The organism is Streptomyces sp. NPDC002773, from assembly GCF_040295605.1.
In the GTDB taxonomy this organism is placed as follows: Bacteria; Actinomycetota; Actinomycetes; order Streptomycetales; family Streptomycetaceae; genus Streptomyces.
In genome coordinates, this window is sequence record NZ_JBEOVO010000013.1 from 1 (window position 1) to 13,799 (window position 13,799).

Genomic DNA, 13,799 nt, shown 5'->3' on the forward strand with positions numbered 1-13,799 from the left:
GGAGCTTCAGGAGCTCGGCGTCCACGAGGTCGACCATCGCGTCCGTGGTCTCCACGAACGGGACGAGGTAGGACTCGACGCCCCAGCTCAGGGTGCCGGGAGCTCCCTGCGGACGGCGGCGACGAGCGCGTCCCTGTTCTCCCTGGCCTGGTCGCGGCGCAGCTTCACGGCCTCCTCCCAGCCTCCCGTGCCCATGAGCCAGTTCACGCCGAGCTGTTCGAGGACGGGGGTGCCGAGGTCGGCGTACGCGCGCGCGGCCACCAGGGAACGGATCACGTCGGGAGCCGCCCGGACCCAGCCGATGCGCATGCCCGCCCAGAAGGCCTTGCTGGCCGAGCCGACCGTCAGGACGGTGGAGCCGGCCGGGTCGAAGGCGCAGACCGGCCGGGGCATCTCCAGGTCGTCGTCCAGGCGCAGTTCCGTCATGGTCTCGTCGACGACGAGGACCGTGCCGGCCGAGCGGGCCGCGTCCACGAGCTGCCGGCGCTGGTCCTCGTCGGCCAGCGCTCCGGTGGGGTTGTGGAAGTCGGCCACCACATACGCGAGGCGGGGTGCCGCGTCCCGCAGCACCTGGCGCCAGCGGCTCAGGTCCCAGCTTCCGAGGCCCTCGGACATGGCGACGGGCACGAGCCGGGCGCCGGCCTCCCGCATCAGCTGGAGGATGTTGGCGTACGAGGGGGACTCGACGGCGATGCGCTCGCCCCGGCCCGCGAAGAGGTGGCAGATGGCGTCCATGGCACCCATGGCGCCGGTGGTGACCATGATCTGTTCGGGCATCGTGGGGATGCCCCGCGCGGTGTAGCGGTCGGCGAGCATCTGCCGCAGCGTGGGCAGTCCGGCCGGGTAGTCCCCGTGCGTGTGGGCGTAGGGGGGCAGTTCCTCCAGGGCGCCCTGGACGCCCCGGGTGAGCCAGGGCTCGGGCGCGGGCAGCGCCGCGCAGCCGAGGTCGATCATCGAACCGAGGGCCTCGGGGGGCAGCGGTTCGAGGCCGCGTGCGGGCAGCGGGTTCCCGGCCGGTACGGCGGTCCAGCTGCCGGCGCCCCGCCGCGACTCCAGGAAGCCCTCGGCGCGGAGCGCCTCGTAGGCCGCGGCCACGGTCGTACGGCTGACGGTGAGGGCGAGGGCGAGTTCCCGCTCGGCGGGCAGCCGGGCGGCGACCGGGACGCGGCCCTCCAGGACGAGCAGGCGGATGCCGTCGGCCAGCGCGCGGTATGCGGGCGGCTTGCGGGCGCCGGGTCCGGCGGGCCGCGGCTGCTGCGCCTGGAGCTGCCGCGCGAGCTGAGCCGGTCCTACCGCCGAAGTCCACTGGACCATCGAAATCAGTCCACCTTCCTCGAATTGGCCATGGTTGGCATCCTTTCCCCTGCCACAGAGTGTCATGAGCCAGTCCACTACCACCACACCCTGGGGGGAAAACCTTGTCCATCGCCTCCGGCCTCCACAGCCGGCACCTGACCCGCCGGCTCGTCCAGCTCTACGTGGGACTGACGCTGTACGGGGCCAGTTCGGCGCTCCTGGTCCGCACCGGCCTCGGGCTCGAGCCCTGGAACGTCCTCCACCAGGGTCTCGCCGAGAAGACGGGCCTGACCATCGGCGTGGTGACGACCGTCCTCGGGGCCGCGGTGCTGCTGCTGTGGATCCCGATTAGGCAGCGGCCCGGCCTCGGCACCGTCTCCAACGTGCTCGTGATCGGTCTGGCGATGGACGGCGCGCTTGCGCTCCTCCCCGACGTCCACGGCCTGGCCGCGCGGATCCCGCTGCTCGCGGCCGGGATCGTCCTCAACGGGGTCGCGACGGGCCTGTACATCGCGGCGCGCTTCGGCCCCGGCCCGCGCGACGGCCTGATGACCGGTCTGCACCGGCTCACCGGCCGCTCCGTCCGGCTCGTGCGGACGGCGATCGAGGTGGCGGTCGTCGCCACCGGGTTCCTGCTCGGCGGTTCGGTCGGTGTCGGCACGGTCCTGTACGCCCTGGCCATCGGGCCGCTCGCCCAGTTCTTCCTTCGTTGGTTCGCCGTGCCCGAGCCGGACTCCGGCAGCACCGCGGTCGCCCCCGCGACACCCGCACAGGCCATACTGCGGCGGTGACTCGCGTACGCCATCCCTATCTCGACCATCCCTCACCCCTCCCGTTCGCCCACCGCGGCGGCACGGCGAACGGCCTGGAGAACACGGCGGCCGCCTTCCGCCGGGCCGCCGCGGCGGGCTACCGCTACTTCGAGACCGATGTGCACACGACGGCGGACGGGGCGCTCGTCGCCTTCCACGACGCCACTCTCGACCGGGTCACGGACGCCACGGGCCGGATCGGCGACCTGCCGTGGGCGGCGGTGCGCGAGGCCCGGGTGGCGGGCAAGGAGCCGCTGCCGCTCTTCGCCGACCTCCTGGACGAGTTCCCCGAGGCCCGCTGGAACGTGGACCTCAAGGCCGAGTCGGCGCTGTACCCGCTGGTGAACCTGATCCGTGAGAAGCGCGCCTGGGACCGGGTCTGCGTGGGCTCCTTCACCGAGGCCCGGGTGGCGAGGGCACAGCGGCTGGCCGGTCCCCGGCTGGCCACCTCGTACGGGGTGCGCGGGGTGATCGGGTTGCGGCTGCGCTCGCTCGGCATCCCGGCGGCGGTCCGGGCCGGGGCGGTCGCCGCGCAAGTCCCGGAGCGCCAGGGCGGCATCCCGGTGGTGGACCGCCGCTTCGTTCGGGAGGCGCACGCGCGCGGGCTCCAGGTCCACGTGTGGACCGTGAACGATCCGGCCCGGATGAACGCTCTCCTCGACCTCGGGGTCGATGGCATCATGACCGATCAACTGGAGACGCTGCGCTCGGTGCTGACCGAGCGGGGTGTGTGGGTCTGAGCGCGCGTCCCGGTCGCACCGCGCCCGGATCAGCCGGGCGGATCACGGGGACGAACGAGGGGGCGCGGCCTTGACCGCTGGAACCACCGAACCGGAGGAGTACGCCACCGGCCCCGCCGAGCGCCGGCGGGAACAGCGGGGCTGGTACTTCTACGACTTCGCGTGCTCGGTGTACTCGACGAGCGTCCTCACCGTGTTCCTCGGCCCGTATCTGACCTCGGTGGCGCGGGCGGCGGCCGACGCCGAGGGCTTCGTGCACCCGCTGGGGATACCGGTGCGGGCCGGCTCGCTCTTCGCGTACGCCGTGTCCGCGTCGATCGTGGTCGCGGTCCTGGCGATGCCGCTGGTGGGCGCGGCGGCCGACCGTACGGGCCGGAAGAAGCCGCTGCTCGCCGCGGCGGCGTACCTGGGGGCGACGGCCACGGCCGGGATGTTCTTCCTGGCGGGTGAGCGGTATCTGCTCGGGGCGTTCCTGCTGATCGTGGCGAACGCCTCCCTCGCGGTGTCGATGATGCTGTACAACGCCTACCTCCCGCAGATCGCGGAGCCGGACGAGCGGGACGCGGTCTCCTCGCGCGGCTGGGCCTTCGGCTACACGTCCGGCGCGCTGGTCCTCGTCCTGAACCTGGTCCTGTACTCGGGCCACGACTCCTTCGGTCTGACCGAGGGCGAGGCGGTCCGGATCTGTCTGGCCTCGGCGGGAGTGTGGTGGGGCGCCTTCGCCCTCATACCGCTGCGGCGGCTGCGCGACCGGCGGATCCGCCCGGAGGGGCGCGAGGGGGCGGGCGAGGGCGCGGTCGGCAGTGGCTGGCGGCAGCTGCGGGCGACCCTCAAGGACATGCGCCGGCATCCGCTGACGCTCTCCTTCCTGCTCGCCTACCTGGTCTACAACGACGGTGTGCAGACGGTGATCTCGCAGGCCTCCCTGTACGGCTCCGAGGAGCTGGGGCTCGACCAGACCACGCTGATCACCGCGGTCCTGCTCGTGCAGGTGCTCGCGGTGGCGGGGGCGCTCGGGATGGGGCGACTCGCCCGGTCGTACGGTGCCAAGCGGACGATTCTGGGCTCACTCGCGGTCTGGACGCTGATCCTGGCGGCGGCCTATTTCCTGCCGGCCGACGCGCCGGTGTTCTTCTACAGTCTGGCGGCCGCGATCGGCCTGGTGCTCGGCGGGAGCCAGGCGCTGTCGCGCTCGCTGTTCTCGCATCTGGTGCCACGCGGCAAGGAGGCGGAGTACTTCTCGGCGTACGAGATGAGCGATCGGGGGCTCAGCTGGCTGGGTCCACTCGTGTTCGGTCTCGCGTATCAGCTGACCGGAAGCTACCGGGATGCCATCATCTCCCTGGTGATCTTCTTCGTGGTCGGGTTCGCCCTGCTCGCCCGGGTTCCGGTGCGGCGCGCGGTGGAAGCCGCGGGGAACGCCGTTCCGGACCGGATTTAGACGTGGCGATGAAAGGGCGGTAGTGTACGCGTTTGGCCTGCCAGGCGGACCGTTACTGCGTGCTGCTTTGGTGAAGACGCCGGGTCACTTCTGCCGTCAGATGTGACAAAACGGGCACTGGTGGGTACAACAAGGGGCGGCACGACGGGCGACGCATGACCCGGCACGGGAATCTTTACCGCCGACCGGACGTTGACCGGATAACGACGACAGCGACATCTGTCCTGTGGGCGACAAGCCCGGGAGGCACGATTCATGAGTGAGCGAGCTCTTCGCGGCACGCGCCTCGTGGTGACGAGCTACGAGACCGACCGCGGCATCGATCTGGCCCCGCGCCAGGCCGTGGAGTACGCATGCGAGAAGGGCCATCGTTTTGAGATGCCCTTCTCGGTGGAAGCGGAAATTCCGCCGGAGTGGGAATGCAAGGTCTGCGGAATCCAGGCACTCCTGGTGGACGGGGACGGACCTGAGGAGAAGAAGGGCAAGCCTGCGCGTACGCACTGGGACATGCTCATGGAGCGACGCACCCGCGAGGAACTGGAGGAGGTCCTCGCCGAAAGGCTGGCCGTCCTTCGTTCCGGCGCCATGAACATTGCCGTGCATCCGCGCGACAGCCGCAAGTCCGCCTAGCGGACCCATCGGACGAACGAACGCCGCGGGGCCCGGTACACGAACTGTGTACCGGGCCCCGCGGCGTTTCCGTGGCCTGTGTGTTCAGGGCGTCAGGGGCGGGCGGGGCTCGTCGGCCCCGTACGGGCCCCTGGCGGCGTCCTCGCGGATGACCTCACCCTGCACCACCTTGCCGTCCGGGCGGCGGATACGGGCCTGCTGGAAGGCGTCCTGGAGGCTGCCGGGAGGCGCGGCGCTGATCCGGCGCTCGGCGGCCCTGTCCGCGTACCGCCCGAGGAAGGAGCGGACCGGGGGGACGAGGAGGAGCAGGCCCGCCGCGTCCGAGACCAGGCCGGGGATCATGAGCAGGAGGCCGCCGAGCATCAGGAAGCCGTTGCGGTCCTCCGAGGCGGTCCGGTCGGGCGCCTGGGGCATGGCCCCGGCCTGAGCCGCCGCCTGGGCCTGCTGGAAGGTGGAGGTGAGGTTACGGAAGGCGCGCCGCCCCGCCCGCTTCATGACGGTCGCGCCGAGCACGGCGCCGCCCACGAGCAGGGCGAAGACGGTCAGACCGCCCGCCGCGCCGGCCACCAACGAGAGCAGCCAGATCTCCAGGACCAGCCAGGCGGCCACGCCGAGCGGGAGGAACGTACGCGCGCGTGAGCGCTTCGGGGCGAGAGGGGGCGGTGCGCCTGTCGTCATGGTCCCCAGTGTGCCTGGGGCCGCGCCGGAACGTCGTAAAGAACGGTTCAGGACGTCCGGGAGCGGAGAGGGGGCGGGAAGGGAGCCGAGAGGGCGCGGAAAGGGTCGCCGGAAGGTGCCGGAAGAGGGCGGAAGGCTCAGGAAGGCTTGCGGCCGAGCAGCTTGCCGACCTTCTCCGCCCGCGCCGACAGACCCCAGCCGGTGACCCGCCACAGCGCCTCGACGACGATGTTCCGGCTCATCTTCGAGTCGCCGACCTCGCGCTCCACGAAGGTGATGGGCACCTCGACGACGTGGAAGCCGGCGGCGACCGCCCGGCGGGCCAGGTCGACCTGGAAGCAGTAGCCCGCGGAGGCCACGTCCTCCAGGCCCAGGCCCTCCAGGGTCTCCTTGCGGAAGGCCCGGTAGCCGCCGGTGACGTCGCGGATCGGTACGTCCAGCATCACGCGCGAGTAGAGGCTGCCGCCGCGGGAGATGAACTCGCGGGACTTCGGCCAGTTCACGATGCGGCCGCCCGGCACCCAGCGGGAGCCGAGGACCAGGTCCGCGCCCTTGAGGGCGGTGAGCAGCCGCGGGAGCTCCTCGGGCTGGTGGGAGCCGTCGGCGTCCATCTCGACGAGGACGCCGTACCCGTGCTCGATGCCCCACCGGAAGCCGGCGAGGTAGGCGGCGCCGAGCCCCTCCTTGCCCTTGCGGTGCAGGACGTGCACATGGTCGTCGTCGGACGCGATCTCGTCCGCGAACTTGCCCGTGCCGTCAGGGCTGTTGTCGTCGGCGACGAGAACGTGCGCCTCGGGTACGGCTTCCCGCACCCGCGCGACGATCGGCTTGATGTTCTCCGCCTCGTTGTAGGTCGGAATGATCACCAAGGCCTTGCCGAGCGGGCCGTAACGCCTCTGGCCACCGTCGTTCACTACTGCCCCTTCGGATACAAACGCAGGCCCCCACCATAGCGAGGTCCTCGGAGTGCTCCGGCGCGGCGGGTGGCTGGGCGGGGGACACAGGGGGTACAGGGAGGGGCGGCGGCCTCGCGATCCGCAGGGCCGCGGTGCGGTGCGGGGCCCGACGTCCTTCGGTCCGACCTGGGATCCGCTGGCTGCGGGTCGACCGAGAGCCGTTGTCTACTGAACGTCCGGGCCCCACCCGGGTCGCACCTTCCACCGGAGAAACCTTCCCTCGCGGCCGAGGCGCGGGCGGCGTTCGGCGATGGCGAGGGGGCGGCGGTCCGGTCGGACGTCCTGTGGTGGACGCGGAGAACCTACCCGCCCCTGGCGGTCGGCTGTCAATACCGGCTTGACCTGCGGAGACGTACGAAAAGGCCAGGCCGGAGGGGAAGATCCGCAGGTCGGGGACAAGCGTACGGACGAGGGTTACAGGTAGGACATATCCCTACATCACTCGTTCGGCCGTACGAACACCGTCCGGCCGTGCACGACGGTACGGAGGCAGACGGGAAGATCGACACCGGGGGACAGATCGGGCAGACCGGGCGTCCCGGAGCGCGGGTCGGTGGACCAGCGGGCCACCCGGTCGTCGGGGGCCTGGACGACGAGTTCCTCGGTGCGCCAGAGGGCGTAGTCGGCGGGGGCGCCGGGCACGAGCGTCCCGGCGTCGTCCCTGCCCACGGCCCGCCAGCCGCCCCTGGTGTGCGCGGTGAAGGCGGCCCGGACCGAGATCCGGTGCTCCGGGGTGCGGTGGAAGGCCGCAGCCCGGACGGTGCCCCAGGGGTCCAGCGGGGTGACCGGGCTGTCGGAGCCGAAGGCCAGCGGCACACCGGCGCGCAGGAGCGCCGCGTACGGGTTGAGGGTGCGGGCCCGCTCGACGCCGAGCCGGTCGGCGTACATGCCCTCCTCGCCGCCCCAGAACGCGTCGAAGGCGGGCTGGACCGAGGCGGTGAGGCCCAGCTCGGCGAAGGCGGCGATGGTCTCGGGGGTGAGCATCTCGACGTGCTCGACGCGGTGCCGGGCGGCCCTGATCCTGGCCAGGCCGAGCTTCTCCGCGGCAGCCCTGACGCCCTCGACGACGGCGGTCACCGCGGCGTCCCCGATGGCGTGGAAGCCGGCCTGGAGGCCCGCCTCTGTGCAGGCCGCGACATGGAGGGCGACGGCGGCCGCGTCCAGGTGAGCGGCGCCCGTGTGGCCGGCGTCGGCGTGGTCCGCGTACGGCTCGTGGAGGCAGGCCGTGTGGGAGCCGAGGGAGCCGTCGGCGAAGAGGTCGCCGGCCGCGCCGAGAGCCCCGAGTCCGCGGGCCCGCTCCACGTCCAGGTCGGCCCAGTAGCCGACGACACGGGGCCCGGCCTCGTCGCGGGCCAGGTCCAGGAGGCCGGTGAAGTCCTCCTCGGAGGAGATCTGCGGTCCGCCGCACTCGTGCAGGGTGCCGATGCCGAGGGAGGCCGCCCGGGCACGGGCGGCGCGCTGCGCCTCGGTGCGCTGGCGCGCGGAGACGGCGCCGAAGGCGGCGGCGCGCACGGCGTGATGGGCGTCACCGGTGAGCGGCCGCTGCCCGTCGTGGAAGCCGTCCAGGTCGCGGACGCCGGGGACGAGGTCGAGGAGCGCGGTGGTGACGACGGCCGAATGGACGTCGATACGGGTGAGGTAGAGCGGGCGGCCGCCGGTGAGCTCGTCGAGTTCGGCGCGGGTGAGCGGCCGGCGCTCGGGCCACCGGGAGGCGTCCCAGCCGTGACCGATGAGGATGCGGTCCTCGGGGCGGGCGGCGGCGTGGGCGCGGATCAGCTCCGCCGCCTCGGCGAGCGAGGCGGCGGAGGAGAGGTCGAGCCCGGTGAGGGCGAACCCGGTGGCCGTGGTGTGCACATGGGCGTCGACGAACGCCGGGGTGACGAGCGCGCCCTCCAGGTCGACCACGTCGTCCACACCGGAGGCGAAGGCGTCGGCCGCGCCCTCCGAGCCGACCCAGGCGACGTGCCCGCGCTCCACCACCATGGCGGTGGCGAAGGGGTCGGCGGGGCTGTGGACTTCGCCACCGCGCAGCAGCACGGTGCGGTGTTCGGCGGGAGACGCAGCAGGCATGGGCTCACTCATGCGACCAGGCTATGACCTGGCCGGACCCGGTTTGTCCGCCAGGTCCCCCGGGACACCCGGGGGACCCTCCGGGGCGTGTCAGATGCGCGGCGGCCTGGCCTCGTACGGCGTGGAGAGGACCACGGTCGTACGGCTGGAGACGCCGGCCTGGGAACGGATGCGGCTGAGCAGGTGCTCCAGCTCCAGCGGGGTGGCGACGCGGACCTTGAGGATGTAGTTCTCGTCGCCGGCGACGCTGTGGCAGGCCTCGATCTCCGGGATGTCGGCGAGCCGGTCGGGGGTGTCGTCGGGGGAGCTGGGGTCGAAGGGTTTGACCGAGATGAAGGCGGTCAGCGGAAGGCCCACGGCCTCCGGGTCGACCACGGCCGCGTAGCCGCGGATGACTCCGCGCTGCTCCAGACGGCGGACGCGCTGATGCACCGCCGACGTGGACAGGCCCGTGGCCTTGCCCAGGTCGGTGTAGCTCATGCGCCCGTCCTTGACGAGCAACTCGACGATCTGACGATCCAGCTCCTCCATGCGGTGACCCTATTGCGCCCGGAAGGAAGGGGCACCGCCGGGGACGGCCGCTATCTGGCGGTATGGGCGGCCACGGGGCACCTGCGACGGGCATGTGACGAACGCCACAGGTTTGCGTCCGCCCTCGGGTACTGCCACACGATTATGCGGACGGCCGTATGGGAAGTGCTTTCTGTGGTCGAGGCCGCACAGATCCGGCCGACCCACCCGAGGGGGAGATTCTCCATGCAGGAGCCTGTTGATTCGGTCGACACGTCCGACGAGCTCGACGCGTACGACACCTTTGAGATGTTCCGGGTCATCTGCCCGGAGTGCGTGCAGCCCATCGCGCTGCTCGCGGACGAGGACGCGCTGCCGGAGCACGCGCTGTGCCCCACGGCGTGGAACCCGTTCGTCCTGACGGTCTGCCCGGGCACGGGCCTGTCCGCGACCGAGGCCCGTCCGGCCGACGACAGCCTGGAGGTCCAGGAGCAGGACACCGCGCTGCTCCTGACGCTCCCCCAGGGTCTCGACTGGCGCACGCAGCCCTTCTCGCACGTCGGCGGTCCGGGCTCGCGTCCGATCCGGGTGCCGCAGATGCGGCGCGCGGCCTAGGACCTGTTCCGGACGGGGCCTCCGGGCCCCTCCGCTCACCAGTAGCTTCCCCGCACCATGGCCGCCAGGGTGGCGTGGTGCAGGATCAGGCCGTCGGGGTCCGCGGGTACCGCGACCTCGCCGAAGTGGGCCTGCCGGTACGCGATCCTGAGCATGACGATCGCGTGCCGCAGCGCCGCGTAGAGGGTGTGGAACTCCATGTCGCGCGGCGTGTGGCCGGTCAGCTCGGCGTAACGCCGCTCGACCGCGTCGCGCCGCAGGAATCCGGGCAGTCCTGGCTGGCCGAAGCCGACGGTCAGGTCCTGGAAGAAGCGGTGGAGGTAGACCGTCCAGCCGAGGTCCACCTCGCGCGGGACGCAGGCCGCCATCTCCCAGTCGAGGACGGCGGCGGGGGTGAATCCGTCGTAGACGATGTTCCCGATCCGCGCGTCGCCCCAGCCCAGGACGGCGGGGCCCTCGTCGGCCGGCCAGTGCGACTCCAGCCAGTCGAAGGCCGACTCGATGAGCGGTGAGGGTGCGAGGCCGTCCACCACCCAGGCGTAGTAGGCGCGTTGGGCGTCGACGTGGCGGCGCAGCGGGCTTCCCGCGCCTTCCGGCAGCAGGAACTCGGCCTCCTCCACCGGGAACTGGTCGTGGAGCCTGGCCACTACGGAGACGGACTCGGCTTCGAGCCGCGCGCGTTCGGCGTCGGTGGCGGCGTGCAGCCAGTTCCCCTCGTACGTGTAGGGCATGACGTCCGGCGGGACGCGGCCCTCGGTGCGGGCCATCACGAAGAAGGGGGCGCCGAGCGGCCCCGGGTCCTCCTCCAGCCAGAGCACGCGCGGCACGGGGACGTCGGTGTGCTCGGCGACCAGCCGCATGACCCGGTGCTGCCGAGCCATGTCGTAGACGGGGAAGACGGTGTACGCGGCGGGGTCGGCGGCCAGCCGCAGGGCGCAGCCGCGTACCGGGGCGTCGGGGTGGTCGAGGTCGAAAAGCAGGGTCTCGCTGGACATGCCGTTGGAGTCGGGGGCGGCGAGACCGGTGACGCGGGCCCCGGGCAGGCGCGGGTCCAGCCAGGCGGTGAGCCGTCGGCCGAGTTCCTCGGGGTCCCGGGTGGTGGTGCGGGGGCGGGGCGCGGTGGCCATCGGGGAGCTCCCTACGGGGCGGTCGAGGGGTGGTCGGTGAAGCCGCTGGGGTCGTGGCGGCCGAAGGAGCCGTGCTCGAACACGCCGTGGCCCGTGTGGCCGTCGAGGGTGAAGCGGGCGGCGTGGTCCGTGACGCCGTAGGCGGCCATGGGGTGGGCCGCCGGGTCCGAGAGGTCGTACGCCCGCCGGTCGGTCCAGCCGCGGCCCTGCCAGGTGCCGTGCTGCCAGTCCGTGGCGGGCGGGTAACCCGCGCCGACGGCGAGCGGGGAGGAGGCGAGGATCTCGACGCCGATCTCCAGGGGTTTGCCGGTCGGGTCGGTGAGGTGGACAGTGGCCCGTTCCGGGTGGCGGGTGCCGGGACGGTAGGTGATCTCGGTGCGGGGCCAGCCGAGTTGGCTGTCGCGGTGACCGTTCCGTACGAGCAGGGCCTCGTTGAGGGTGCGGTAGCCGTCGGCGTCCTCCTGGGCGATGACCATGAGGAAGCGGTCCTCGAAGCGCATCGGTATCCAGAGCCAGTGGAATCCCTCGGGGCGGAACTCGGCGGCACGGCCGGGCTCCTCGCCGGGGATCGGGCGGACTCCCCAACTGCGGTCGCGGGTGCCGGTCCACTCCCCCGGGGTGACCGTGAACTCCTCGCCACCCGCCCTGATGGTGCCCGCGCAGTGCCCGGCCTGGACGAAGCGGCGGCCTTCGAGGGTGAGTCGGCCGCCGTGGCGCTGGGTGTGGTGGGGCTCCCAGACCGCGGGGAAGTCGCCGGTCCAGGCGAGGTCGTAGGAGAGTCCGTCGGGGTCGTCGGGGTCGGCCGCGCAGCGCAGGGAGAGCCGCTTGAGGGGTTCGTCGACCGTGATGGTGAACGGGCCGGTGGAGAGGTTCGTACGGTCGTCGCCGAGGGCGTCGGAGGCGCGGACGGCGTGCAGCCGGTCGCCGACGCGGAGGGTGGCGTAGGCGTCGATGACCCCGGTGTTGGGGTAGACGCCGAGACCGGCGATGAGCAGGGCGCGGCCGGTGTGGTCGAAGACGTGGAAGATGCACCGGTCGTAGGCGTTGCGGTCACCGCTGATGTGGTGCTTCATCGAGAGCGGGGCCTGGTGCACGGGGTATTCGTCGAGCGGTACGGGCCGGTCGTCGACGACGTGCCGGTGCACGGACATGGCGGACCTCCTGGGCGACTGGGCTGCGCGGCGAGAGGAACTGACGGTACGTCAGGTTCAGGGCGGGGGGCCAGGGTCGTGCAGGGGGTGGGGCGGGGGGGGGACAGGCCCGGACGCGACTACTGGCCACTGGCCACTGGCTATTGGCTATTGGCTATTGGCTACGAATATTGGATATTGGATACCGGATGCACGGGGCGCCGGGCACCAGGCGAACTTCCGCTCGAATCCGTACGGGGGTGACCACGGCCGCCGGGGCGCGTTGGTCCGGGCATGACCACGCTGTACACCACTCCCAGCGGTGTCGGTCGCCACCGACAGGCCGCGCCGCGCCTTGAAGAATCGGTTCGTCATCCGGCGCCTTCGCCCGCGCCCGCACGGACACCGACCGCACCGCCGCCGGTGCCGACGCCCGTCCCCGTACCGGCGCAGGCGGCGGCTCCGCCACGCCTCCCCGCCGATCCGCCCATCTACCGGGCCGTGCTCTCCCTCTGGGCGAGCCAGGGCCGCACCCTCCCGGGCCACCGCGACCAGGAGTGGGCCCGGCTCGCCGCCGGCCCCGTCTGGGCCGACCGCACCGTACGCGTCAGCGGGATTCTGGTCCGACCAGGTGACGCGCGATGACCACCCGCTGGATCTGATTGGTCCCCTCGACGATCTGGAGCATCTTCGCCTCCCGCAGATACCGCTCCACGGGGAAGTCCGCCGTGTAGCCGTACCCGCCGAGCACCTGCACCGCGTCCGTCGTGACCTGCATGGCGGCGTCCGTGCAGAACAGCTTGGCCATCGCCGCGCAGCGGCCGAAGGGCCGCCCCTCGTCGCGGAGCCGCGCCGCCTCCAGATACAGCGCCCTGCCTGCCTCGACCCGGGTCGCCATGTCCGCGAGGAGGAAGCGGAGCCCCTGGAAGTCGGCGATCGGCCGGCCGAACTGGCGGCGCTCCCTGGCGTACGCCACGGCCTCGTCCAGGGCCGCCTGGCCGAGCCCGACCGCGCAGGCGGCGATGCCGAGCCGCCCGGAGTCCAGCGCGTCGAGCGCGAGGGTGAAACCCTGCCCCTCCGCGCCGAGGCGCCGCGCGTCGGACACCCGTACACCGTCGAGGTGGAGCTGCGCGGTGGGCGAGCCGGTCATGCCCATCTTCCGCTCGGGCGGGGCGGCGCTCAGTCCCGGCGCGTCCCCCGGCACCAGGAAGGCGGTGATCCCCCGCGCCCCGGCGCCGCCGGTACGGGCCATGACCGTGTAGAAGTCGGCGATGCCGCCGTGGGTGATCCAGGCCTTCGTACCGTCGATCACCCAGTCTCCGCCGTCGCCCTCGCGGACGGCTCGGGTGCGCAGAGCGGCCGCGTCGGATCCGGCGGAGGGCTCGGAGAGGCAGTAGGCGCCGAGGAGGCCGCCGCCCAGCATGGCGGGCAGGTGGGCGGCCCGCTGCTCCTCGGAGCCGAAGCGGGCGAGCGCGTGGCAGGAGAGGATGTGGACGCTGACCCCGAGCCCGACGGTGAGCCGGGCGGCGGCGAGCTCTTCGAGGACCTGGAGGTAGACCTCGTACGGCTGGCCGCCCCCTCCGTACTCGGGGTCGTAGGGAAGGCCGAGCAGTCCGGAGCGGGACAGCAGTGTGAACAGCTCGCGCGGGAACCGTCCGGCGGCCTCCTCCTCGGCGGCGCGCGGCGCGATCTCCCGGCGGGCGATGTCGCGCGTCAGGGCGAGCAGCTCGCGGGCCTCGTCGGTGGGCAGCCGGCGTTCCACACCGTCCGCGTTGCTCTCGGCAGCCATGGCCG

General features: G+C 72.5%; 13 protein-coding genes and 1 pseudogene. 6 read left to right on the forward strand and 8 right to left on the reverse strand.

Annotated elements, in window-relative coordinates; genetic code table 11:
- Positions 1 to 96: 96 nt before the first annotated feature.
- A pseudogene (locus tag ABT034_RS17560) lies at positions 97 to 1,314 on the reverse strand (aminotransferase-like domain-containing protein); the annotation flags it as partial.
- A gap of 104 nt (positions 1,315 to 1,418) precedes the next feature.
- Between ABT034_RS17560 and yczE the strand changes: the two are divergent.
- The 4 genes from yczE (at position 1,419) to ABT034_RS17580 (ending at position 4,919) form a co-directional block, all read left to right on the forward strand.
- Positions 1,419 to 2,087 (forward strand): membrane protein YczE, encoded by a 669-nt coding sequence (gene yczE / locus ABT034_RS17565; protein ID WP_351216043.1) that lies wholly within the window; start codon positions 1,419 to 1,421, stop codon positions 2,085 to 2,087.
- A complete protein-coding gene (locus tag ABT034_RS17570; protein ID WP_351216045.1) occupies positions 2,084 to 2,848 on the forward strand; it encodes a glycerophosphodiester phosphodiesterase family protein in 765 nt (254 codons plus the stop codon). Before yczE ends, ABT034_RS17570 begins: the two co-directional genes overlap by 4 nt.
- 70 nt (positions 2,849 to 2,918) lie before the next feature.
- Positions 2,919 to 4,289, forward strand: a complete 1,371-nt coding sequence (locus ABT034_RS17575) for an MFS transporter (protein ID WP_351216047.1) — start codon at positions 2,919 to 2,921, stop codon at positions 4,287 to 4,289.
- A 255-nt stretch (positions 4,290 to 4,544) separates the two neighbouring features.
- Positions 4,545 to 4,919: an RNA polymerase-binding protein RbpA gene (locus ABT034_RS17580; protein ID WP_015032218.1), complete on the forward strand. Its 375-nt coding sequence runs from the start codon at positions 4,545 to 4,547 to the stop codon at positions 4,917 to 4,919.
- Positions 4,920 to 5,003: 84 nt separating this feature from the next.
- On the opposite strand, the gene fxsA is transcribed toward ABT034_RS17580, so the two are convergent.
- From fxsA to ABT034_RS17600, 4 genes are all read right to left on the reverse strand, one after another.
- Positions 5,004 to 5,597: an FxsA family membrane protein gene (fxsA, locus tag ABT034_RS17585; protein ID WP_351216049.1), complete on the reverse strand. Its 594-nt coding sequence runs from the start codon at positions 5,595 to 5,597 to the stop codon at positions 5,004 to 5,006.
- A 137-nt stretch (positions 5,598 to 5,734) separates the two neighbouring features.
- Positions 5,735 to 6,511 (reverse strand): polyprenol monophosphomannose synthase, encoded by a 777-nt coding sequence (locus ABT034_RS17590; RefSeq protein ID WP_351216051.1) that lies wholly within the window; start codon positions 6,509 to 6,511, stop codon positions 5,735 to 5,737.
- A 480-nt stretch (positions 6,512 to 6,991) separates the two neighbouring features.
- On the reverse strand, positions 6,992 to 8,623 hold the full coding sequence (locus ABT034_RS17595) for an amidohydrolase (protein ID WP_502972971.1): 1,632 nt from the start codon (positions 8,621 to 8,623) through the stop codon (positions 6,992 to 6,994).
- 90 nt (positions 8,624 to 8,713) lie between these two features.
- Positions 8,714 to 9,154, reverse strand: a complete 441-nt coding sequence (locus tag ABT034_RS17600; protein ID WP_073818744.1) for an Lrp/AsnC family transcriptional regulator — start codon at positions 9,152 to 9,154, stop codon at positions 8,714 to 8,716.
- Between the two features lie 225 nt (positions 9,155 to 9,379).
- Here ABT034_RS17600 and ABT034_RS17605 point away from each other — a divergent pair, with 225 nt between their 5' ends.
- Positions 9,380 to 9,748: a hypothetical protein gene (locus tag ABT034_RS17605; protein ID WP_351216055.1), complete on the forward strand. Its 369-nt coding sequence runs from the start codon at positions 9,380 to 9,382 to the stop codon at positions 9,746 to 9,748.
- A gap of 35 nt (positions 9,749 to 9,783) precedes the next feature.
- Here the strand turns inward: ABT034_RS17605 and ABT034_RS17610 are convergent, their stop codons facing one another.
- Both ABT034_RS17610 and ABT034_RS17615 read right to left on the reverse strand, forming a co-directional pair.
- Entirely contained in the window at positions 9,784 to 10,875 is a 1,092-nt protein-coding gene (locus ABT034_RS17610) for a phosphotransferase family protein (RefSeq protein ID WP_351216057.1), read from the reverse strand.
- 11 nt (positions 10,876 to 10,886) lie between these two features.
- The gene (locus ABT034_RS17615) at positions 10,887 to 12,026 is read right to left on the reverse strand and encodes an Rv3169 family protein (RefSeq protein ID WP_351216059.1); all 1,140 of its coding nucleotides are present in this window, start codon (positions 12,024 to 12,026) and stop codon (positions 10,887 to 10,889) included.
- A gap of 402 nt (positions 12,027 to 12,428) precedes the next feature.
- On the opposite strand from ABT034_RS17615, the gene ABT034_RS17620 reads away from it, so the two are divergent.
- Positions 12,429 to 12,650 (forward strand): hypothetical protein, encoded by a 222-nt coding sequence (locus ABT034_RS17620; RefSeq protein ID WP_351216061.1) that lies wholly within the window; start codon positions 12,429 to 12,431, stop codon positions 12,648 to 12,650.
- Here the strand turns inward: ABT034_RS17620 and ABT034_RS17625 are convergent.
- Positions 12,613 to 13,794: an acyl-CoA dehydrogenase family protein gene (locus ABT034_RS17625; protein ID WP_351216063.1), complete on the reverse strand. Its 1,182-nt coding sequence runs from the start codon at positions 13,792 to 13,794 to the stop codon at positions 12,613 to 12,615. The two genes, ABT034_RS17620 and ABT034_RS17625, sit on opposite strands and share 38 nt — an antisense overlap.
- Positions 13,795 to 13,799 lie beyond the last annotated feature (5 nt).